General features: G+C 44.2%; 18 protein-coding genes. 6 read left to right on the top strand and 12 right to left on the bottom strand.

All coding sequences use genetic code 11. The features are described 5' to 3' along the window. Positions 1 to 924 precede the first annotated feature (924 nt). Positions 925 to 2,211, top strand: coding sequence for an acetyl-CoA hydrolase/transferase family protein (locus CXF86_RS08220; RefSeq protein WP_102038761.1), 1,287 nt, complete (start codon positions 925 to 927; stop codon positions 2,209 to 2,211). Positions 2,212 to 2,301: 90 nt separating this feature from the next. Here the strand turns inward: CXF86_RS08220 and CXF86_RS08225 are convergent, their stop codons facing one another. Both CXF86_RS08225 and CXF86_RS08230 read right to left on the bottom strand, forming a co-directional pair. Beyond that, the gene (locus tag CXF86_RS08225; RefSeq protein WP_101089578.1) at positions 2,302 to 3,024 is read right to left on the bottom strand and encodes an SOS response-associated peptidase family protein; all 723 of its coding nucleotides are present in this window, start codon (positions 3,022 to 3,024) and stop codon (positions 2,302 to 2,304) included. 268 nt (positions 3,025 to 3,292) lie between these two features. Then, positions 3,293 to 3,925 carry an outer membrane beta-barrel protein gene (locus tag CXF86_RS08230; RefSeq protein ID WP_102038762.1) on the bottom strand — a complete coding sequence of 211 codons (633 nt, stop codon included), beginning with the start codon at positions 3,923 to 3,925 and terminating at the stop codon, positions 3,293 to 3,295. Positions 3,926 to 4,491: 566 nt separating this feature from the next. Between CXF86_RS08230 and CXF86_RS08235 the strand changes: the two genes are divergently transcribed. The 4 genes from CXF86_RS08235 to CXF86_RS08250 are packed head-to-tail and all read left to right on the top strand — an operon-like array spanning position 4,492 to position 8,822. Then, positions 4,492 to 5,379 (top strand): virulence protein, encoded by an 888-nt coding sequence (locus CXF86_RS08235; protein ID WP_101089580.1) that lies wholly within the window; start codon positions 4,492 to 4,494, stop codon positions 5,377 to 5,379. Between the two features lie 43 nt (positions 5,380 to 5,422). Then, positions 5,423 to 6,331 carry an alpha/beta fold hydrolase gene (locus CXF86_RS08240; RefSeq protein WP_102038763.1) on the top strand — a complete coding sequence of 303 codons (909 nt, stop codon included), beginning with the start codon at positions 5,423 to 5,425 and terminating at the stop codon, positions 6,329 to 6,331. Continuing rightward, positions 6,328 to 7,629, top strand: coding sequence for a DUF4056 domain-containing protein (locus tag CXF86_RS08245; RefSeq protein WP_308303179.1), 1,302 nt, complete (start codon positions 6,328 to 6,330; stop codon positions 7,627 to 7,629). Before CXF86_RS08240 ends, CXF86_RS08245 begins: the two co-directional genes overlap by 4 nt. Next, positions 7,626 to 8,822 carry a BamA/TamA family outer membrane protein gene (locus tag CXF86_RS08250; protein WP_102038764.1) on the top strand — a complete coding sequence of 399 codons (1,197 nt, stop codon included), beginning with the start codon at positions 7,626 to 7,628 and terminating at the stop codon, positions 8,820 to 8,822. The genes CXF86_RS08245 and CXF86_RS08250 overlap by 4 nt, the downstream gene beginning before the upstream one ends. A gap of 59 nt (positions 8,823 to 8,881) precedes the next feature. Here the strand turns inward: CXF86_RS08250 and CXF86_RS08255 are convergent, their stop codons facing one another. The 5 genes from CXF86_RS08255 to CXF86_RS08275 form a co-directional block, all read right to left on the bottom strand. Beyond that, on the bottom strand, positions 8,882 to 9,625 hold the full coding sequence (locus tag CXF86_RS08255; protein ID WP_101089612.1) for a cupin domain-containing protein: 744 nt from the start codon (positions 9,623 to 9,625) through the stop codon (positions 8,882 to 8,884). Positions 9,626 to 9,801: 176 nt separating this feature from the next. Continuing rightward, positions 9,802 to 10,887 (bottom strand): DcaP family trimeric outer membrane transporter, encoded by a 1,086-nt coding sequence (locus CXF86_RS08260; protein WP_102038765.1) that lies wholly within the window; start codon positions 10,885 to 10,887, stop codon positions 9,802 to 9,804. A gap of 185 nt (positions 10,888 to 11,072) precedes the next feature. After that, positions 11,073 to 12,206, bottom strand: a complete 1,134-nt coding sequence (locus tag CXF86_RS08265) for a hypothetical protein (protein ID WP_102038766.1) — start codon at positions 12,204 to 12,206, stop codon at positions 11,073 to 11,075. A 56-nt stretch (positions 12,207 to 12,262) separates the two neighbouring features. Beyond that, entirely contained in the window at positions 12,263 to 12,631 is a 369-nt protein-coding gene (locus tag CXF86_RS08270) for a cytochrome c3 family protein (RefSeq protein WP_101089585.1), read from the bottom strand. Then, entirely contained in the window at positions 12,631 to 14,154 is a 1,524-nt protein-coding gene (locus CXF86_RS08275; RefSeq protein WP_101089586.1) for a flavocytochrome c, read from the bottom strand. The genes CXF86_RS08270 and CXF86_RS08275 overlap by 1 nt, the downstream gene beginning before the upstream one ends. A 339-nt stretch (positions 14,155 to 14,493) precedes the next feature. Here CXF86_RS08275 and CXF86_RS08280 point away from each other — a divergent pair, with 339 nt between their 5' ends. Then, the gene (locus tag CXF86_RS08280; protein WP_101089587.1) at positions 14,494 to 15,285 is read left to right on the top strand and encodes a TetR/AcrR family transcriptional regulator; all 792 of its coding nucleotides are present in this window, start codon (positions 14,494 to 14,496) and stop codon (positions 15,283 to 15,285) included. A 99-nt stretch (positions 15,286 to 15,384) separates the two neighbouring features. Here the strand turns inward: CXF86_RS08280 and CXF86_RS08285 are convergent, their stop codons facing one another. From CXF86_RS08285 to CXF86_RS08305, 5 genes are all read right to left on the bottom strand, one after another. Next, positions 15,385 to 17,013, bottom strand: coding sequence for a methyl-accepting chemotaxis protein (locus tag CXF86_RS08285; protein ID WP_102038767.1), 1,629 nt, complete (start codon positions 17,011 to 17,013; stop codon positions 15,385 to 15,387). A gap of 297 nt (positions 17,014 to 17,310) precedes the next feature. Further along, positions 17,311 to 18,444 (bottom strand): hypothetical protein, encoded by a 1,134-nt coding sequence (locus CXF86_RS08290; protein ID WP_102038768.1) that lies wholly within the window; start codon positions 18,442 to 18,444, stop codon positions 17,311 to 17,313. A gap of 22 nt (positions 18,445 to 18,466) precedes the next feature. Then, positions 18,467 to 18,943, bottom strand: coding sequence for a DUF3299 domain-containing protein (locus CXF86_RS08295; protein ID WP_102038769.1), 477 nt, complete (start codon positions 18,941 to 18,943; stop codon positions 18,467 to 18,469). 57 nt (positions 18,944 to 19,000) lie between these two features. Next, entirely contained in the window at positions 19,001 to 19,738 is a 738-nt protein-coding gene (locus CXF86_RS08300; protein WP_232775176.1) for a cupin domain-containing protein, read from the bottom strand. 35 nt (positions 19,739 to 19,773) lie between these two features. After that, positions 19,774 to 20,127, bottom strand: a complete 354-nt coding sequence (locus tag CXF86_RS08305; RefSeq protein ID WP_101089592.1) for a cytochrome c3 family protein — start codon at positions 20,125 to 20,127, stop codon at positions 19,774 to 19,776.

Here is a 20,127-nt window from a genome sequence, read left to right on the forward strand (position 1 = left end):
GTCGGCACCTTTGTTGGAATATTTACCCTGAGCAAATTTCTCCGTCAGTTGCTGTTCCAGTTGTTCACCAGTGAGTTGGTTCCAGGGGGCCGCCTGAACTGAGAGAGATAAAAACGCGAAAGCGAATACCCCAAAAAGTAACTTAGTGATAATAGATTTGTTCATCATCTTGGCCTTACGGTTAATTATTTTAATGTTTAGTATTTTTTATGTTAATTATTTTGCAGTTGAATTGTAGTTTGAATGTATCCGTATTACTAAATAGGTATGCGTGAAATTGTGATTATTAATTTAAAAATAATTTATACGTGATCGGGATCTTTATTTAGCGGTCGCTGTTTGATGCCGTAATTATTATATTTGCACCGTCTGTGGTTTAGGTGTAACTAGCTGTTTGTATTGATTTTATATTGGTTTTTTTGAGGTGCGTTTTATTTGTTTTCTAATGTTTTTAATTTTGATTTTATATATATTAAAATAAGTATTAATGTGAATAAATATAATAGTTGTTCATATTGTTTTTTATAAATCCTGTTCTGTTAATAAGTTTTAATAACTCTATTAATAATTCTTCATAAAAATTCATATTTCTTCAATAGTTCAATTGATAATCATTATTCTTTATGTTTTTTAAGGGGGTTTATATGATTTTTATTGTTGGTCGTCGCCAATCGATAGGTGATTCAACCTCTTTAAATAATGACCAGATTACGTTTATGACCACAATGATTAGCCAGCATCATTATTGTATTGGATGACTGTAGATTACAGCGCTAGACGGAAGTGTTCAGAACGGCCTTCGTTGTACAAATATTGGCTGAGTTGTTTAAGATCACATCATCGTTAACTGGCATGTGTAACCGCTGTTAATGAATGACCGAACCTCATACACTGGCGGCATAATCATTATATTAGGGATCATTGATGGCACCCATTATCTGCAGTAGTGCTTTAGAGGCTGTGTCTTTAATTCAAAGTGGTGAGACGCTATGGACACATTCAATGGGGGCGACTCCGACCCTGCTACTCGATGCTCTTGCTGAGCATGCATTAACCAAGCAAGATCTGACCTTGTTACAGTTGCACACTGAAGGAGCTGAGTCACTCAGTAGCGAGAAGCTCAAGGGCCATCTGCGGCATCGTTGTTTTTTTGGTGGCTTACCAACTCGCTCGCTACTGCAACAGGGGGATGCGGATTACGTGCCTATTTTTCTCTCTGAAGTGCCTAAGCTATTTCGTTCGGGTGAACAGCCCATCGATACCGCCATCATTCAAGTTTCTCCTCCTGATAAACATGGCATCTGTTCCTTAGGGATCTCAGTTGAAGCGACATTGGCTGCTTGTCAGGTAGCAGGTAAGATTATTGCTCATATCAATCCCCTCATGCCGCGAACGCATGGCGATGGTTTTATTTATTATAATAAGTTTTCCGCTGTATACGAGCAGAGTATGCCACTGCCACAACATCCATTAGCCGCAAGTGATGAGGTTAGCCTCGCGATAGGGCAAAATGTGGCGAAGCTAGTACGTGATGGGGATTGTCTACAGATGGGGATCGGTGCCATACCTGATGCAGTGCTTTCTTGTTTAACCAAGCATAAAGATCTTGGGGTGCATACCGAGTTGTTCTCCGATGGGGTGCTTAACTTAGTCGAGCTTGGGGTGATCAATAATAGCCGTAAGAAGGTACATCCCGGTAAGCTCGTCACCGGTTTTGCACTCGGTAGCCAGCGACTCTATGATTATGTCGATGATAATCCTTCGGTGATATTTATGGATATCGAGCAGGTCAACGACACGTCTATCATCCGTAAAAACCCTAATGTCATGGCGATTAACTCCGCGCTGCAGGTGGATATCTCAGGGCAGATTTGTGCTGACTCTTTAGGGACTCGAATTTACTCTGGAGTCGGTGGTCAGATGGACTTTATTCGTGGCGCAGGCCTTTCTGAGGGCGGCCGCTCGGTGATCGCACTGCCGAGCACGGCTGCACGTGGCTCAGTCTCGCGGATCAGTACCGTGTTATCTCCCGGTGCGGGAGTGGTGACCACTCGCGCCCATGTGCATTATATTGTTACTGAATATGGCATCGTTAATTTAAGGGGGAGATCGTTACGAGAGCGGGCAAGAGACTTGATAGATATCGCCCATCCAGATTTTAGAGAACAGCTCTGTCGAGAGACTTTCGACATGTGGGGATTGACGGTGTAGTTAATTTTGCCTTGCCCTACGCGATCTGTAAAATAAGCACCTTAAAGTCACTGTGATATCTAGGTTCGGTAAGGGATTGCTGTTTTGATTTTATTCATTGGTGCTGCGTTGAGCGGCAAGAAAGTCATTGGGCGTTAATCTCGATGGCTTGCCGATAGCATTGTGTAGGCTAGGTTTATCTATCTTCTGGGCTATAAAGTCATGCCGCAGTGCTGGCGTTAATAGCTCGTCAAACATATCTACCTGTTGATTATGAGGGCTCAGCCATGCGTCCATTATTGATTCATCTTCAGGTAGAATCATCGGGCTTGCCTTACTGTGATAAGGCAGTAAATCAGGGTGAGGTGGATTGGTAATGATGGAGCAGGAAACGCGACTCTCGCCTGTTTTAGGGTGTTGCCATTCTCGATATAATCCACCAAAGGCTACCGCTGCATTTTCCGCGATAAAATCATGATAAACATTGCGGCTGCCTTTTGTCTCTGTTTCGCCAAAACCTTTGGCAATCACAATACAGCGACTCTCTCTAAATGGCGTAAAGCCGGCACTATTGGGTTGGTTGAGTTTATCGGAACGGGTATTAAACGAGGTAAAGCGACTCGGTTTAAAACCGTGATAAGTCGTTTGTTGTAAAAGCCACCAAGTAGCCGTCTGTAATTGTCGTTCGCCGTCTTCGGTTTCACGCACAATACTGATGTCATTGGTCGGCATTTTAAAGCGAGAATAGAGCATCTCGTCGCTATTGTTGACGCGTAAGTCTTCCATCAATGCTTGTACAAACATATCATCGATAACATTCAGTCGACCGCACATCTCTATTCTCGTTTTAGTAATCGCTGTTACCTGTATAAATAGCAGATATGAGATTGGAAAACATCATGCCTCTGGTATTGACCTCGCGAGGTTGTTGTTTCTTGAGGGGATGATACGAGTAAAATGACGTTAGCGATGGGTTGGATTAAATGCGCTAGGCTGATAAATATCATTAAACAACAGATACAAAAACTCCAGCAATATACATTGCTGGAGTTTTTGTATGCCCCGTGCGCTAGCGTGAGGCAAGGTCTATATAACGACTCGCTTAGAAGCGGTAATCAACAGATAGATATAGTTGCTGGCTATCATTTAGTGATGCCGTTTCTGTAATGGTTGTTCCAATAGCACCTTCCATTTTAGGTTGCATGGTCATAGATGCTGATGCATCATAATCCTGCTTAAGGTAACGGTAACCAATTTCTGTGCTTAGGTTGTCATTGATCTTGTACATAATACCTGTTTGACCACCCCATACAAAGTTGTTGCTTGAGCTAGCAAGCGCAGTTTCAGGGCTGATGTGATTAACACCCGCTGTTGCACCGATGAACCAGTTCAGCTTGTTGCTATCACCTAGGGCTACAAGGTAATCATAAGAGAGTAATAAACTCTGTTGCTTAGCAAAATCATCTGAGTTGTAAGAGTATGTACCGTAAACACGGTTATTATCATCTAGAAAAACACCCGCTCTTAGTTCGTAAACTGCATTATCTTCAGATGTTGACCAGTTTTCAGTCTCGCTGTTAAACCCTGGGTCAACTGTTACTTCAGTGGTTGTTGAACCTTTATATGAGTTTTGCTGTGCGCCAACACCGCCACCGATAAACCAATCTGCTGCCATTGTAGGTGCTGAAATTACGGTTGCGATTACTGATGCCAAGATAAGTGATTTAGTTTTCATATTTGTGCTCCCACACTAAAAAATTTTTGATTGTGTTCATTATCAATCGAGGTGTTTCGTTTCGTTGGAGCTATAGTAGGGGACACTAGCTGAATAATAACTGAATGATATTAACGATAAGGGAACTTTCTGTTTTAGCTATATGTAACGGAACGCAGTACTGTTAATCTGCTGATATATATTGGGTTAATTTATTGCAGTGTTATTTTTGAACTCTCTCTAGTGTCGTGTTATGGCAACTTATATTTAAAGCTTTCTTACAACAATCCCCTTTTGGCATTCTCTTTCATCAGTTAACCCAGCTTATCTTCGCCCTCTATAAGGGGCTTTTAGCTATCGTACCGCAAATCTGTTTAACCCTGATTAATGTTGTTTTAACAATACAGATCAAATTAGACCTTTTACTCTAATTATTGTTGGTAATGGCTATCATTTCAGATTTATTTCAGATTAGTACGAGATAATTATGCTTCATTAATGTATTGCCTCGTCTTAGTTAATCTATGTGCGACCTTCATTGAAACAACATTCACTCCTCTCTTTTTCAGCAAAGGCTCAAACTATACATGTTTAAATTTTTAAAAATCATGGCTATATCAACCATGTTGTTTTGTATTGCACCTGTTCACGCTATCGAGCGAGAGCCGCATCAAGTGCGTTATGACCGCACCTTTCCTATTTGGGCTCAAGAAGCGATTGATTTGGGGCATGAATTACCAAAGCCATTTGGTTTTAGCGTCAACTATATGTCGATGGAGCAACCTTTAATCGTCGATTCTGTTGCCTTTTCTGGATTAGGCGGCCTAGATGATCTGCTCAGTATAAAAGGCAGTGAAGCGCAGCAAGAGTCAGAAACCATCACTTTTAGAGCTGATGCATGGGTACTGCCATTTTTGAATTTATATGGGGTAATAGGGCATACCAAAGGCAGCAGTGTGGCGAATGTACAGCTTGAAGCTGACTGGTCTTCAGTGTTGCCACCGTTGGTATGTAAGATCAATCCTTGCCAGAGCGTTAGTGACCCATTCGATTTCGAACTCAACTTCAAAGGCACTACCTATGGTGTGGGCGGCACGCTAGTCGGCGGCATCGGCAATTGGTTTGCATTGCTTGATATTAATTATACCAATACTAATTTGGATATTTTAGATGGTGAGATCAGCAGTATCGTAGTATCCCCTCGTGCTGGATACCGCACTAGCTATAACAATCATGATATTCAGATATGGGCCGGGGCTATGTATCAAAATGTGGAACAGACCTTTAGTGGCTACCTGCAAGATATTGGCATTCCATTGGGTAAGGCAAAGTTTGAGGTCAACCAGCATCTTGAAGATAAATGGAATGGCCTTATTGGCGGGCAAATCGGGGTAACTAAAAATATCGACCTGTTGATGGAGTTGGGAATAGGTACGCGGACGAGCTTCATGATGAGCTTAGGTTATCGTTTCTAAGGCATTTAATCGGAAGTTTAATCAGGCGCTTTCAGGGGGCATTATGCGATCTATTTATCTATTACTCAGTATCCTATTTATCAGTGGTTGTTCAATTGTTGAGATGGCTGATTCAAGTGACAAAGCCGCATTGCAAAAAGTGGGTTTTTCACAGCAGCAGCTTACGTTATCAGAGGGCGGTAAGCTCAATTATTGGCAAGCGGGACAAGGTAAAACGGTGCTGCTCATTCATGGGTTTGGTGGCTCGGCTGTCACGACTTGGCAGCAAGTGATGCTTGAGTTGAGTCAAGATTATCAGGTTATTGCAGCAGACTTAGCTTGGTTTGGTGACTCTGTTAGTCAGGCTGCACCTAGTCTTGCGACTCAGTCACAAGCGATTCGCCAGCTTATTGATGCGCTTAAACTCGATAAGGTCAATGTCGTTGGGATCTCCTACGGTGGCTTTGTCACTTTCGACTTAATGGTTAACGAGCCTAAGGTTGAAAAAGCAGTGTTGTTAGCAAGTCCTGGTGTGCTTTTCTCTGATAATGACTTAGCACAAATGAATCAACGTTTTGGCGTCGATAATGCCAGCGAGGTTTTTGTACCTGAAAATGCTCAGCAGATGCGTCGCTTGCTCGATGCGACTTTTACTGACTTTCCTTGGTATCCCGCTTTTATTGATGAAGCCATTTTTGCTCAGTACTTTGTACAGCACCGCCAAGAAAAACACTTACTCATTGAGGGGCTACCGGCGGACAGAGATCGTATTGCGGCGGCGATAGCTGTGGAGGCATTACCGCCAAGCATGCTGATTTGGGGTGAGAATGATCAAGTTTTCCCATTGGCATCGGGGATCCAACTGGCTAATTATTTAAGCGCTCCGATAGTGGTTATTCCAAAAGGGGCTCATGGGATCAGCAATGAGCACCCTGAGATCATTAGCCAAGCAATAAAGGCGTTTATACAATGATGGCGGGTAATTTAAGTTGGAAAAGTGGGGTGCTGGTGATTAGCCTATTGCTGCTTGGCGCGTGTAGTAGCCCTGATTGGCAAGTGCGAGCTTTACCCAGTGATATTGCGATTGCTGCCGCGCTAGATAATGAGCCTGACCCACTGTTGATGGGTGACGTAGTGCTGCAAGATTTACCATTAGTGCGTATGCCTGAAGATGTTCGTCCTTGCTGCGCCTTTGGCAATGCGCAAAAAGTCCAAGTCGGCTCTGTGCCTGTGCCGTTCTTTCGTTATGCTAACACGTTAGCGGTCGACAGTGTTGGGCCACATGCTTTTGAGGCGGGGACATTTAGCTACCAAAAAGGTGCGCCTAATGGCAGTCGTGGCGGTGAGAATAACGGCCAAATTTATACCCTACGTGGCGGTTTTATCGATTTAGCCCACGTGCGCGATACCGCTGATAATGCCATTGCCCTGTTCTATCGTATTTACCCTCAATTAGGTTTGCCGCAGAGTATTGTACTGCCTGATGAAATTGGTCCACGCACCATAGAGCTCAAAGCCTTTGATACCTCTGGTTTAACCGCCGCTCAGCGCTGGGAAATTGCAGCGACCATCTCCGTGCGCTTAGCTTATTTTATGGCGGAGGCTCATGAAGTCGCGCAGTGGCATGGCTATCGTAGTTGGGTGCCGTGGTCTGAGGCGGTATCGGCTTATTCACCTGAAGATCTTTATTCCAATATGTTGGGCGCCAAGATTGCATTAGCCTTGCTGACTAATAACTTGGCGATGAATAAGGAGTTATATAATCAACACATGACACAATGGCTAGCGGCTACACTCACCTGGTTAGAACCTGTTTCTATAGCGCAAACCAATGCACTATTTGATGTCATTGATGGCGTTTGGTGGGATTCAACGCAACCCTTACCGAACAAGTTTATGCTGCTCAAACGCCATTATGAGTTAGGCGATAAGCAGCCACCTTACTTAGTGCCAGAATCCTTAGCTAATTCCCATGCTAAATGGCGCGATGTTAGCGAGCTGTATGAGTCGAATGCTCAGCCGCATCACTTAGCCCTGAGTAACACCATACATGGGATCGACATTGATGCGATTGCTCAGCAAAAGCTGTCGGTGGCGGATAAATTCAGATCCAGTTTTAGCCATATCCCCGAGAAACTGTGGCGCAATGGCTTCACTCAAGCCGATTTTTATCGCATCAGTGAGTACAACCAAATACAAGACTCAATCGAATTACAGCAGCATATAGAGCAGCGAGCTCGCCACCTTACCGAGTTAGAGGCACAACCATGAATAGCGGTAATATCGCTAATGCGCTTATGCTCAGTCTCGTTTTAGGATGTACGCTCAAGGTGCCTTATGTTGCCGCTACGGAGTCGACAGGTTCAATAGAGGCCACACAACCACAAGATGATGACGTTTCCCAAGGTTGGCTCGAAGGTTTCTTACAGACCTTAGGGGCTGATGGCGAGTTTAACTCCGATAAACTGATTGATTTCAGCTACCTGCCGGGACCCTTTTATAATCCAGAAATGGATCTTGGTGTGGGGATCTCTGCGGTAGGTTTGTACCAATATGATCCGAATGATGAGGTCAGTCAGTTATCGTCACTGGTGATTAACGGTTTGGCCTCAACTAATGGTGCACTAGGGATGACAATCGCCAATAAGACCTTTATCAATCAAGACAATCAACGCTTTTATCTCAACGCTGAAGTGTTTGATGCGCCAGATGTATTTTATGGTGTGGGTTACGATGCTAATCACAATGATGGTAATCGTGTTGAGTTTAACCAACGCATCATGTCGGTTAATCCTATGTTATTACAGCGAATGAGTCCGACTAGTTTTGTGGGTATTGGTTTTGATTTCAGCTATGCCAGCGCCGAAAAAATCAATCCGTTAGATTCAAGTGTGGCTACCGAAGCGCTAGAGGAAAGTTCACGCAATGTGGGGATTAATGTGCTACTTAATCATGACAGTCGCGACAACGTACTTAATCCACAATCAGGGCGCATTTTAGAAATAGATGCCGCGTTTTATCGACAGAAATTAGGCAGTAAAACCGACTTTGATGTCTATAACGCGCTCTACAGCGAATACATGAAAATAGGCCGTGGCGAAGATATTTTAGCATGGCAACTGCGTGGCCGTTTTACCTCGGGTGATGTGCCTTGGGATCAGTTATCTAAGGCAGGCGGCGGTAGCTTATTACGCGGTTATACCTCGGGTCGCTACCGTGACAAGCAAATGCTGCTTACGCAAGTGGAGTATCGGCTTAATCTTCCTGGTCGACATGGTATGGTCTTTTGGGGTGGTGCTGGCGTGATAGCAGATGATGTCAGTGGGTTTAACCGCGATACAATTCTACCTAATGGCGGTGTTGGTTACCGTTTTGAAGTTAAACCGAGAGTGAACTTACGCTTAGATATGGCATGGGGTGATGGTGACAGCGGCTTTTATTTTAACGTCAATGAGGCTTTTTAGCGGATTGTTGATGACGTTAATTTGGGGCCCAATTGAGCCCCAAATAAGATTAACTTAGCTTACTTTTTGAAAACAGCTTCGTTAGTACCGTATGGACCTAAATCTAGGTCACGCTTACGGATCTCATCAACGCGGTCAAATGCTTCTTCAGCAACGCGAAGGTTTTTCACATCTTTACGCCAGTAGTACTTAAAGCCATCAAAGTGAGCGTTGTTTGGATACCAGTACATCACACCTAAACCTTTATCAGACATGATAGGCGTGTTGTGGATAGTTGCACCGGGAATGTAGAAGTACTGGCCTGTACCAAGCTTCTTGAACTGGTTATCGGCAAGTGTTTGCCCTTCACCATTGACCACATAGTAACACTCAGGTTGACCATGGAAGTGGGGGGCATGATCTGACTTACCACCATCGGTAATGCCCATGACCATAGGGCTATCTGAAAGCTCTTTCCAAATGTAACCAACCGGTGATTTTGACTTATCGCAATCTTTAACTTCTAGGATGTTACCGTTGTCATCTAATGTCTTACAGAAACGCTGATCGGCAGCAATACTGCTGTTAGATTGGATGCTATTGAAATCAATTTTACCCGCTTCCCAGTCAGCAATGTACGCTTCTACCATAGGGTTACTACACTGAACTGGCATGGTATCTTGTGGCGAGTACGGTGTGCTGTCGTATGGCACTGGTGTCATCTGCTGGAATGGCAATTGTGCGTGATTACATTGTGGGCCTTGGGCGAAAGCGGCTGTGGATGTTAGCGCAGCAATGCCAAATATCATTTTTAGTTTCATCATTCCTATCCTGTTTTTAGCTGATGCAGCTTTAGCTGCGATATTGTGCTCGTTTAAACGGGCTTGAACTAACAATAAAGCGATTGTTGCGGCGTAAATTTGAATTGGATCACGCCGTGTTTTGACTAACAAACTTATTCGTGAGCAAGCTCGCGAATATTCTTTTCGTTAGCCACAATTTATAGATAGAACTGCAAACTTAACTGCACATAATTGGATGAACCTTGCGCAGCTGGCTGTAATGTATAGGCAGACAGTTCATCACTGATTTGATAGCGGCCGACTTCAAAGCCCAGTGCTAATACCGGGGTTAAGTTGGTAAAAATGTTGGCGCCAATATGAAAGCGGTCAGTTTGTTCAATCTCTGTTGTTGTACGGCCATAAAATAGACTTGAACGGGTGCGTTCAGTCCAAAAGTGGCGATAGGAAAACATGGCTGAAAGCGTTGTTTCAACTTCACCGTTGACGATGTCGCGCGCGGCGTCGGTACCTACATATCGCCCCAAATTGCCGTAATGTAGCTGCATTCGTAAATCGTCTTTGCCGAAGGTGTGTAGTTTGGCAGCAACCGACACCCCCGCTGCCAGCTGTGCGTTGTCGGCAGGATCTAAATAGCGCAGTAAGCTAGAAATTGAAACATTGCCCCAATCTCCTTGTTGGTCATAGCGGATTATGGCGTCGGGTACATAGTCATTACTGGTGTCTATCCAATCTGGCTCTGCAGCAGTTTGAGCGCCATCGCGCATGGCTTGTTTGCCATAGGTATAGGGGTTTTCTAGCGCGAATTGCCAATCGCCTGTTTGGTAACGAATTAATGCTTGTCGCACCATCGCTTGACCGACTAATGGTCCACCTAAATCGGCCGTTTCGGCAAAGGTGCTGGTATTAACCATTGTTGACCAAGTTTGTCCTGCAGTGACACCTTGGTACTCAATAAAGGCATGCCTTAGGCGTGGACTGTAAGAGTTAGAAAATACAGCATTACCTTGTGATGAACCGGCAAAATCGATTTCGACAAATCCTTTCACATCCCCTTGAGTCACAGTGACATTAAAGCGACTCTCTGCTGCGCTAAACTGACTTCGTTTAGCAGATTCTGTGACGCTGCCACCACCGGTCCAGCTGTCCTGAAAGGCAATGTTGCCATCAATGTAGCGTGCATTTGCTTTGATAAATCCACCAAAGTGATACTCACTGGCTGACAATGGCGCAGATAAAGTGCCAACCAAACAAATAAAGATGGAAGTTTTAATCATTGATTTCATAGTTTTTTCTTGTTGAGAAGGGTTGCAAAACCCTAACAAGGGCATGATTTATTGAGATGGCTACAAACAGATGAGAGATATCAGATTTAAATGTTAGTAGGATCAAAAAGTAAATTGGGTGGCAGGAGAAAAGTGGGAGCAACCTAACTCCTGCCGATAGCTTTAGTTCACTAAATCTTCATCCGTTAGAAGTAGTAACCAAAGTTGATGTTAACGCGTTTATCCCAATCATCGCCCATTTCAGGCAGACCAACATGATCGTTGTTAGCAGTTGAGAAGGTCATGTTTTTTCCCATGACGAAATCAAGCATGGTGTAAGTTGGACCGGCAGAAATGGCACAACCTGTCACGTTTTGCATGCTGTTATCGTAGTTATCATCATCAACATCTGGCGTCATTAAACCAAAGTCGTTGTAGCATTTAACACTACCCCAATCAGTGGTAAATGTTTTTGCGATATTAACGTTGTACGCTTGACCTTTTGAGGCAATTTCATACTGCCAGCTAACCACTGAAACACCGATTTTGTTTGGATCTTCAGCATCAGCGGCATCGTACTCATACTGCATCGCTTGCACTTGTAGATTCCAGCTCTTATAGCTGCTGTCTAAATGCATTGCTACCGCGTAACGGTCGCCATTATTACCCGTTTTGCTGTTATAAATTTGACCATATTGAACAGAACCACCAATCGTTGTTTGGCCGCCTTCATGTTCTGCTGTATAGGTTTGACGCACGTTGAACTGGTTAGTCTCTTCGTTGTTATACTCAGTGCCATTGATGGTACCTGTGTATAAGTCGGTCGAATAACGCTTGTTCTCAGTTGGGCCATATTCAGCATTCTTATAGAAAGCTAAATCTGTGTGCCAGCCATTTTTCTCGTAGATTGCTTTGATACCGACATCATGGTCATCTTCGAAACCAAGGTAATAAGGAAGACCAAACCACCAGCTGTTTGAGATAAAATCACGGTTACCAAAAGGCACCTTGTTAATACCAAACTGTAGTTGCCAATCAGGATCGATATTGTAGATACCGTATCCATATTTGATGTAGTTAGTGTTTGAAGTAAAGCGATATTCAGCCGCTAATCCCCAGTCACCTTTTTTGCCGTCAAACTTGATAGCGGCCATATCAAAGGTTAAATCACCGCCTTTGTCTTTTGAGGCTTCATCGTAGTCTTTATAACCGTAATTAACTCTTACAGCGCCGCCAACATTGATACCATCTTCCTGCTCGGCAGCGAATGCTGCTGAACCTGAAAGTGCGATTGCTGTGGCCACCATCGACAACATAAACTTAGTGGTATTTTTCATCATCATTCCCATTTTTTAGATTTTTAGATTTTTAGATTTTTGTATTTAAATTTGTTCTATTACATCTCTTCAAACCAAGTACGGTGGCACTCAGCGCAAACTGGTGCTTTTTTCTCGTGCTCGCCATGACATGCAAGGCAACTTGCACCTTGGTTGTAATGCAGTGACTTATGTGGATTTGCTTCTGGGATCGCCAGTTTGGTTTCATCGACATCAATGCTGTTGATGTCGCCATGACATTCAACACATGCGCTATCCGTGGCATTCTTTCTACCTGAACCTTGGTGGCAAGATTGACAGCCATCTTGGTAGATAAATTCGTGGTTTACTCGGCCTTTGGTGCTGCCTTTCATTTTGACTAACTCGCCGGCCATCGCACCTTGTGACACCACAAAGCTAAGTAGGGCTGTAAGTAATAGCTTGTTCATTAGACGGCTCCCTTAAGATCAGCTTTAATCGTTTCAGAGACGACGATCCCCATCGCGAGACACTCTAGGCAAGAGGTTGAACTCAAGCGTGCTTCACCGTGAATACCGCCGGTAACTTCACCAATGGCGTAGAGGTTTTTAATTGACTCCATTGAGCGGCCATCAATGACGCGAGCGGCTAAATCGGTTTTAAGCCCCCCCATGCAGTAATGCACTTTTGGCCAAATACGAGAGACAACAAACGGTCCTGTTAGCACCTCAGCAGTATCCATTTTGCGGTTAAACAGTGGGTCTTTACCGGCTTTAACGTGCGTGTTGTACTCAGTAATACTGTGTTTTAGCTCATCGGCTGGGATATCGAATTTTGCGGCGATATCATCGAGCGAATCAAGCTTCCAGGCCATCTTGTCGCGCAATGCGCGGGTAACACGATGGTCTTCGGCGTAGTTGTTGTAGTTAAAGAGCACGATTGGGTAAGCTGGGCTGCCATCGCTGTTACGGTTTTTCATAATGGCTTCAGAGCAGGTTTTGCGATCGGCTCGCTCATCCATAAAGCGTTTGCCGTTGAGCACGCTAATCGAAGCGCCTTGGTGCCAGCCAATTGAAAGGAGGGCATTAGACCAACCAAATCCGCCTTCATCAGGTGAACCCCAATGGCCAGTTTGGATAAGGTTCATGTGCACCGGCAGTGCGCCATAAGCCATTGCGGTAAGTGTCACTTCACCGGTTGCACCTAATGCATTGGTACAATCGAGTGTAGGGTCCAACGATGGATCGACGGCTGCACGCAATGCCATGTTACGAGCAAAGCCACCGTTGGCTAAAATCACAGCCTTGTTGGCTTTGATAAAAATGCTGCTACCGGTTTTTAGATCGGGGAAGCGGTAGTTCTTACGCACTTTGACACCGATAATCTTCTGGCCATCCATGATGAAGTCTTCAATATAGTGTTGTAGGCGGTAATCAACGCCTTCCTTTACACCCGCTTCATATAGCTTGGTGGTGATATCGCCACCAGTACCGTGTTGGGTGCGGATCGCACGCGCCTTGTTGTGGCCACCGACCTGAATATTGAAGCCTTCCTTAAATTTAACCCCTGTATCGATGCATAACTCGTAAGCATCTAAGGCTCGGTTGGCAATTTGGCGCAGTGCAGCTTCGTTCTGCATGCCACGCCCAGAAATTATTTGATCTTTTACTAGCTCTTCTGGTGAATCGTCATTAATACCTTGTGCTAATTGAGTCGGGTTTTTTGGGATAGCTAACCAACCACCGTTAATCGCCGAATTACCACCAATCACTTGCATCTTTTCTAAAACTAATACTGAACCCATGCCTTGACGTTTAGTATTGAGCGCAGCGGATAGGCCTGCAAAACCAGAACCGACAACAATCACATCGACGCTTTCGTTCCAGTTAATCTCGCCGCAGGTTTTTGCTTGGACAGTACCGGGCAACGTTGCTGCTATGCTACCAATTGCGGCACCCGCACTTAGTTTTAAAAAATTTCTTCTACCTTGCATTCTTGAATCCTCTCAATGGGAATGAGGTAACGATAAACACAAGTTAGGCTGCTAAAAGTGAACTAAGTCACGCCATTTTTTCAGTGACAAATTTATTCGTGAGTCAGATCTCGAAGATCTTTTCTCTACTCAAAAAGAGCTAGTAAATTGCGGTGGAAAATGTGACAGGATTTTATACTGAGTTAACAGCTGTGGTTGAAATGTTTGTATGAAGTAACTCACAAAGCCAAATAATAAACGGGTATTAGCGTGAAGTTAATCCCGATTAATGAAGCAACACCTAAACTAACAATTTTTAACAGCGCATAATTATCGCAAATAGATATAAAGGCTGTAATGATGAAATGTCCTACTGAAGCATTGCCCATGATGCGTTGTAATCAAATACTCGACGCTGCGGAGCAGCTTATTGAGTCACAGGGGATCGTGTCATTTAAGTTTTCTCAATTAGCCAAAGAAGTGGGTTGTTCCACAGGTACTCTCTATAAGTTTTTTGAACGAAAGGAGGATATCCTCGTTTGTCTTTTTCTGCGTAGTGCCACCTCTAATCATCTGCCCATTTTTATCGATAAGCATCCTGAACTAACGGCACAAGAAAAAGTGCTATTGCCAATTTTGTTTACCTTTGAAACCATTAAACGCAGTAAGAGCTTTTTTACACTGCGTTCAGTCTCTGTCAATACCATGGTGTGGCAGCTGGCGAGTGACGCAAAAATTGCAAAGTTTAAAAAACGTATTAATGGCTTCTGGGGTTGGTTCACTAAATCACTTAATGAAGCGATAGAAAGAGGGGAACTAGAAGCAACCCCCCTAGAAGTAAAAGAGTTAGTGCAAGGCATTACTTTTTATCTAACCGGTTCATTGACTCAATTTGAAAGCCAGCTAATCGCTCCTGAATATCTATCAAATCGCCGCGAAACCTGCTATCGCCATTTAGCGCGCTTAATGGGGCAGTACAAATGGGCAAAGCCATTAACGCCTGAATTATTTGAATCTTTGGAAAATAGAAGTTCAGATTTTTTCGACAAACACTATCGAGAGCATATGACCTGCGCAACATGCAGTGCGTTAGTGTGTGCATCGACGGATAAAATCTCAGCCTGCTCACGCCTAGAGGCCATCGCTAGATAAATAAAAAAGCCCTCAATAAGAGGGCTGGACCGAATAGTTGATGTGATGTTGGAGATGATGTTACTGGTCCAAAAACTGCAATTTGAGGGAAACTCTTCTCTATACTTTGAACTGTCTCAGTGTTGATGATATATCGGTGGCTAGTGCTTGTAGCTGCTGTCCGGCTATCTCTATTTGCTGAGCGCCTAACGCTGATTCATCAAATGCCTCTCTGATGTTTTCGATATTTTGATGTACGGTATTGACGACCACACTCTGCTGCTCGGTCGCTGAGGCTATCTGAGTATTCATATCTGCGACCACATCGATGTCAGCACTGATGTCACCAAAAGCTTCGGCGGTGAGTTTGGCTTGCTGTACACTGGAATCCGCTTTTTGTCTGCCTAAGTCTATGGTCTTAACGGCCTCATCAACTTGAGTTTGCATACCGAGAATCATACGTTCAATATCTTGAGTCGACTGCTGTGTTCGCATTGCTAGGGTGCGTACCTCATCTGCGACAACGGCAAAACCACGACCATGCTCACCGGCTCTGGCAGCTTCAATAGCAGCATTGAGTGCCAATAGATTGGTCTGATCTGCAATCGACTTGATAACATCTAAAATATTGTTGATGTCGAGTGCTTCCTGCTTAAGGCCATTCATCGCATTGACTATCTGATGGACTGTGTCTGACAGTTCATTGATAAAGGTGATGTTGTCCTCCACCAATGTATTGCCTTTCAATGCTCGGTCTTGAACGGTTAGTACAGACTTGGCCGCATCGGCGGCATTACGGGCAACATCTGTTATGGTGGCACTCATCTCGTGGATAGCGGTTGCTACCTGATGATTCTCATGCTGATGTTGGGTCAGAAGTTCTCGCGAACGGCTAGTAATCACCGACATCTCACCGGTAGCACTATCGAGCACGGTTTGACTTTGCTGCATTTCGATGACGATCCGTCGCACCTTTTCCGCAAACTGATTAAAGCCCACGGCTAATTGAGCTAGCTCATCTTTACTCGATACTTCGAGTCTGACGGTGAGGTCACCATCTCCTTGAGCTATCTCTTCCATCGCGAGAGTGGTTGCATTTAATGGGCGGGTAATTGAACGAATGATTAACATCGATGCGATAAAAATCATGCTTAATAGCAGACCGAAAAATATCACTTTGTCTTTAATGAGTTGACTAAATTCTGCATTGATATCGTCGGTATAGACACCCGTTGCTAATATCCACCCCCAAGGTTTATATAGCTTCACAAAGCTAAGCTTAGGTTCGGGAGTGCTGGAGCCCGTTTTAGTCCAAACATAATCGACATAACCTTCACCATATTGTCGTATCACGTCAAGGAAGGCGACATAGACTTTTTTGCCGTTAGGGTCAGTAAAGTTAATCAGGTTGTTGCCGACATCTTTTTGGCTGGTGCCATGGGCCAATTGTGTCGCCTCAGTGTCAAATATCCAAAGGTAGTTTTGGCCTCGATATCTCATGGCTGAGATCTCTGATTTCACCATTTCCTGCGCCTGTAACAGTGTTAACTCATTTCGGTCTACAGATCCTTGAGCTCGTTGAAGTAGCGATAGTCCAGAATTGAGGACACTGCTAATTTCAGCTTGTCGTTGTATTAGCATGCGTGATTTTTGGTTAAAGGATTCATATCCAGAGCTTACGATAAACGCAAACACAATGAAGATTAACAGTAGCCAGATCCTTTGTACGATAGAGAGGCGATTTAACATTATTTTTCCGAGTCAGAGTCTATGATTGTTTAGGATTTTCTAAACAGTTGCCCTATATTGTTTTTTATTTGTATGTTTTATGTTGTGATGACTGCCGCGAATAATTTTTCTGAGTTTATCTAGCAGTGTGATTACACAGGTTTTATTTTAAATAGAAAAAAGCCCTCTGGGAGAGGGCTGGACCTAAATGTAGGTGTGATGTTTGAGCAGATGAAACCGGTCCTAAAATCCCTATCTATGGCAATTGATAAACCTATTGCAACGAGCTTCAACTCACCATAGACAGCGTAATCTTGGCTAGAAGTAATAGCCGAAGTTGATATTAACGCGCTTGTCCCAATCATCGCCCATTTCAGGTAAACCAACATGGTCGTTATTGGCGGTTGAGAAGGTCATGTTCTTACCCATGATAAAATCGACCATGGTGTAAGTCGGACCCGCAGCAATGGCGCACCCTGTCACGTTTTGTAAGCTGTTGTCGTAATCATCGTCGTCAACATCCGGTGTCATTAGGCCAAAATCGTTATAGCATTTCACGCTGCCCCAATCGGTGTTGAATGTCTTGGCGATGTTTGCGCTGTATGACTGACCTTTAGAAGCAATTTCGTACTGCCAACTAACGACTGAAACGCCAATCTTGTTCGGGTCTTCTGCATCTGCCGCATCATATTCATACTGCAATGCTTGTAGCTGTAAATTCCAATCATTGAAGCTAGAGTCTAAGTGCACAGCCACAGCGTAGCGATCGCCATTATTGCCCGTTTTGCTGTTATAGATCTGCCCAAACTGAGCTGAGCCACCTAGGGTTGTAAAGCCGCCATTATGCTCAAATGTATAGCTTTGACGCACGTTAACTTGATTGGTTTCTTCGTTGTTATACTCGGTGCCGTTGATGGTGCCGGTATATAGGTCTGTGGCGTAACGTTTATTTTCGCTTGGGCCGTACTCTGGATTCTTGTAGAAGGCCAGATCGGTATGCCAAGCATCTTTTTCGAAAGTGGCTTTAACACCAACATCATGGTCATCTTCAAAGCCTAAGTAATAGGGTAGGCCGAACCAAAAGCTGTTGGAGATAAATTCAGCATTACCAAAAGGCACCTTGTTGATACCAAACTGTAGCTGCCAGTTAGGGTCAATATCGTAAAAGGCGTAGCCATACTTTATGTAGTTGGTATCAGAGGTAAAGCGATACTCGGCAGCTAAGCCCCAATCGCCTTTCTTACCATTAAATTTAAGCGCCGCCATATCAAAGGTTAAATCGCCGCCTTTATCTTTTGATGCTTCGTTGTAATCTTTATAGCCGTAGTTTACGCGCACGGCTCCGCCAATATTGATACCGTCTGCTTGCTCTTCGGCAAAAGCGCTGGTGCCAGAAAGTGCAATCATAGTTGCCACTGCTGACAACATAAATTGAGTGGTCTTTTTCATCATCATTACCTTTTGTTTTGCTTATCTATCTAGCGACTTCGTGTTGGTGTTCTTGCTCATCAACAATTGTGTTTATCTTCACTGGGTATGGGATGACTTCAATGCCTTCTAAGTGATAGCCGGTTTTAGCAAACCCAGCTTGGGCATTTTTCACCGTCAATGTGCCCGCGATATACATAGGTTGCTGTAAATCAGGGATTGCTACGGGAACGTCAAAAGCAACATGGATCAATTGATTCGACGGTGACGGCGGCTTATGAAAGCAAGCACCTTGCTGCGGTGTTAGCAGAAAGTTTTTAACGTAACCGCTATTTTTTCCATCCAGCGGTACCACAAAACCAGGAATAATCACCTTCTTGCCGTCTAGGGCTAGATTGACATTGGTTTCAACTGGCAGGTTGGCGGCGCCGGGTGCCAAGTTGTGCCACATGATTGATACGGCCTCTTCTGCTAGAAGGGAGGAGCTAAACAGTAAACTAAACGCCAGGATAAGATTTTTCATAGTGTATAAGGAGGCCAAGGATACTTGGCCTCACGCTCTATTGTGGGTTAAGTACGATTACTTAGATTTTTGAACGACATCCCAGCCATAACCACCGTTGCCAGAACGCACTAACTTAGAGTTGGTGTAGGGGATGAAATCAAACATCAGTTGCTCACCTGGACCTACATCTTGTGGCCACTGGTACTTAAAGGTCGAGAACTTGCCATCTAATGGGAACCAGTACATGTAGATCAAATCTTGGTCATCATAGGTGTTCGGTGTGTAGTGCATCGCTTTACTTGGGATTTCAATATAATCTTTAGGTCCAAATGGTTGCATACGCTCTTGTGCCCAAGTAAGACCTTGACCACTTATGCCGTAGTAACACTCCATTTCGCGATGGTAATGAGGCGCTGCAGTACCCGGTGCTACACGCACTAAACCAATAACTGTTGGTTCATCGTTTAGCTCTTTCCAGCACATACCAACTTCAGTCGCGCTGGCTCCGCCTGCAGGGCAAGGGATTAGGTTGCTTGGATCATCTACACGCCAAGTTAACCAGCCAGAGTCATTTGCGCCTTTACCGCCATGATCGTTTGACTTGATGTTATAAATATCTTTCTCGCCAGACTGTAGCTCTTTGAGGTAAGCCATCGCTTGCTCTTGCTTACATACCATCGGCATGACTTTCGTTGGCGCATTGATGGTAGACAGCGTTGGTCTTTCATTGTGCCAAGGTTGGTCGGCTGGCTTGTCGCCGGCAACGGCGCAACCCGTCACTAAAATTGCAGAAACTGCGAGTAACTTTTTCATCATCTATCCCTTATATTTTTTAGGTTTTTCAGTTTTTATTGCTTAAATTTTGGAAAATCAAAGTTGTGGCAATCCATGCAGATGGCTTGCTTCGGTGTATGTTCACCGTGACACTCCATACAAGGGGCTTCTTGGCCGTAATGCATGCTGTCATGGGGGTTTTGTCTCGCCTCATCGCCCTCACGTTTTGTCTGCTGCGCCAGCTCGCTCATGTCATGGCATTGCAGGCAAGAATCATCAGACGGGAAAGATTTCATGCCTTGGTCATGACAGGTTTTACAGCCTGAGTCGTAGACCATTTCATGGTAATCACGTTGGTCACGTGCCTGTGCTGAAAGTGCAATACAAGCGCCAAGGACGAGTAAAAGTAATGTGTTAACTGTCTTCAT

Origin of the sequence: Shewanella sp. GutCb (genome assembly GCF_002836135.1) — a bacterium.
In the GTDB taxonomy this organism is placed as follows: domain Bacteria; phylum Pseudomonadota; class Gammaproteobacteria; order Enterobacterales; family Shewanellaceae; genus Shewanella.

Excerpts from the sequence above, each read along its gene's own strand:
- CXF86_RS08220 (WP_102038761.1), top strand. The coding sequence starts at position 925 with ATGGCACCCATTATCTGCAGTAGTGCTTTAGAGGCTGTGTCTTTAATT.
- CXF86_RS08225 (WP_101089578.1), bottom strand. The coding sequence starts at position 3,024 with ATGTGCGGTCGACTGAATGTTATCGATGATATGTTTGTACAAGCATTG.
- CXF86_RS08230 (WP_102038762.1), bottom strand. The coding sequence starts at position 3,925 with ATGAAAACTAAATCACTTATCTTGGCATCAGTAATCGCAACCGTAATT.
- CXF86_RS08235 (WP_101089580.1), top strand. The coding sequence starts at position 4,492 with ATGTTTAAATTTTTAAAAATCATGGCTATATCAACCATGTTGTTTTGT.
- CXF86_RS08240 (WP_102038763.1), top strand. The coding sequence starts at position 5,423 with ATGCGATCTATTTATCTATTACTCAGTATCCTATTTATCAGTGGTTGT.
- CXF86_RS08245 (WP_308303179.1), top strand. The coding sequence starts at position 6,328 with ATGATGGCGGGTAATTTAAGTTGGAAAAGTGGGGTGCTGGTGATTAGC.
- CXF86_RS08250 (WP_102038764.1), top strand. The coding sequence starts at position 7,626 with ATGAATAGCGGTAATATCGCTAATGCGCTTATGCTCAGTCTCGTTTTA.
- CXF86_RS08255 (WP_101089612.1), bottom strand. The coding sequence starts at position 9,625 with ATGATGAAACTAAAAATGATATTTGGCATTGCTGCGCTAACATCCACA.
- CXF86_RS08260 (WP_102038765.1), bottom strand. The coding sequence starts at position 10,887 with ATGAAATCAATGATTAAAACTTCCATCTTTATTTGTTTGGTTGGCACT.
- CXF86_RS08265 (WP_102038766.1), bottom strand. The coding sequence starts at position 12,206 with ATGATGAAAAATACCACTAAGTTTATGTTGTCGATGGTGGCCACAGCA.
- CXF86_RS08270 (WP_101089585.1), bottom strand. The coding sequence starts at position 12,631 with ATGAACAAGCTATTACTTACAGCCCTACTTAGCTTTGTGGTGTCACAA.
- CXF86_RS08275 (WP_101089586.1), bottom strand. The coding sequence starts at position 14,154 with ATGCAAGGTAGAAGAAATTTTTTAAAACTAAGTGCGGGTGCCGCAATT.
- CXF86_RS08280 (WP_101089587.1), top strand. The coding sequence starts at position 14,494 with ATGAAATGTCCTACTGAAGCATTGCCCATGATGCGTTGTAATCAAATA.
- CXF86_RS08285 (WP_102038767.1), bottom strand. The coding sequence starts at position 17,013 with ATGTTAAATCGCCTCTCTATCGTACAAAGGATCTGGCTACTGTTAATC.
- CXF86_RS08290 (WP_102038768.1), bottom strand. The coding sequence starts at position 18,444 with ATGATGAAAAAGACCACTCAATTTATGTTGTCAGCAGTGGCAACTATG.
- CXF86_RS08295 (WP_102038769.1), bottom strand. The coding sequence starts at position 18,943 with ATGAAAAATCTTATCCTGGCGTTTAGTTTACTGTTTAGCTCCTCCCTT.
- CXF86_RS08300 (WP_232775176.1), bottom strand. The coding sequence starts at position 19,738 with ATGAAAAAGTTACTCGCAGTTTCTGCAATTTTAGTGACGGGTTGCGCC.
- CXF86_RS08305 (WP_101089592.1), bottom strand. The coding sequence starts at position 20,127 with ATGAAGACAGTTAACACATTACTTTTACTCGTCCTTGGCGCTTGTATT.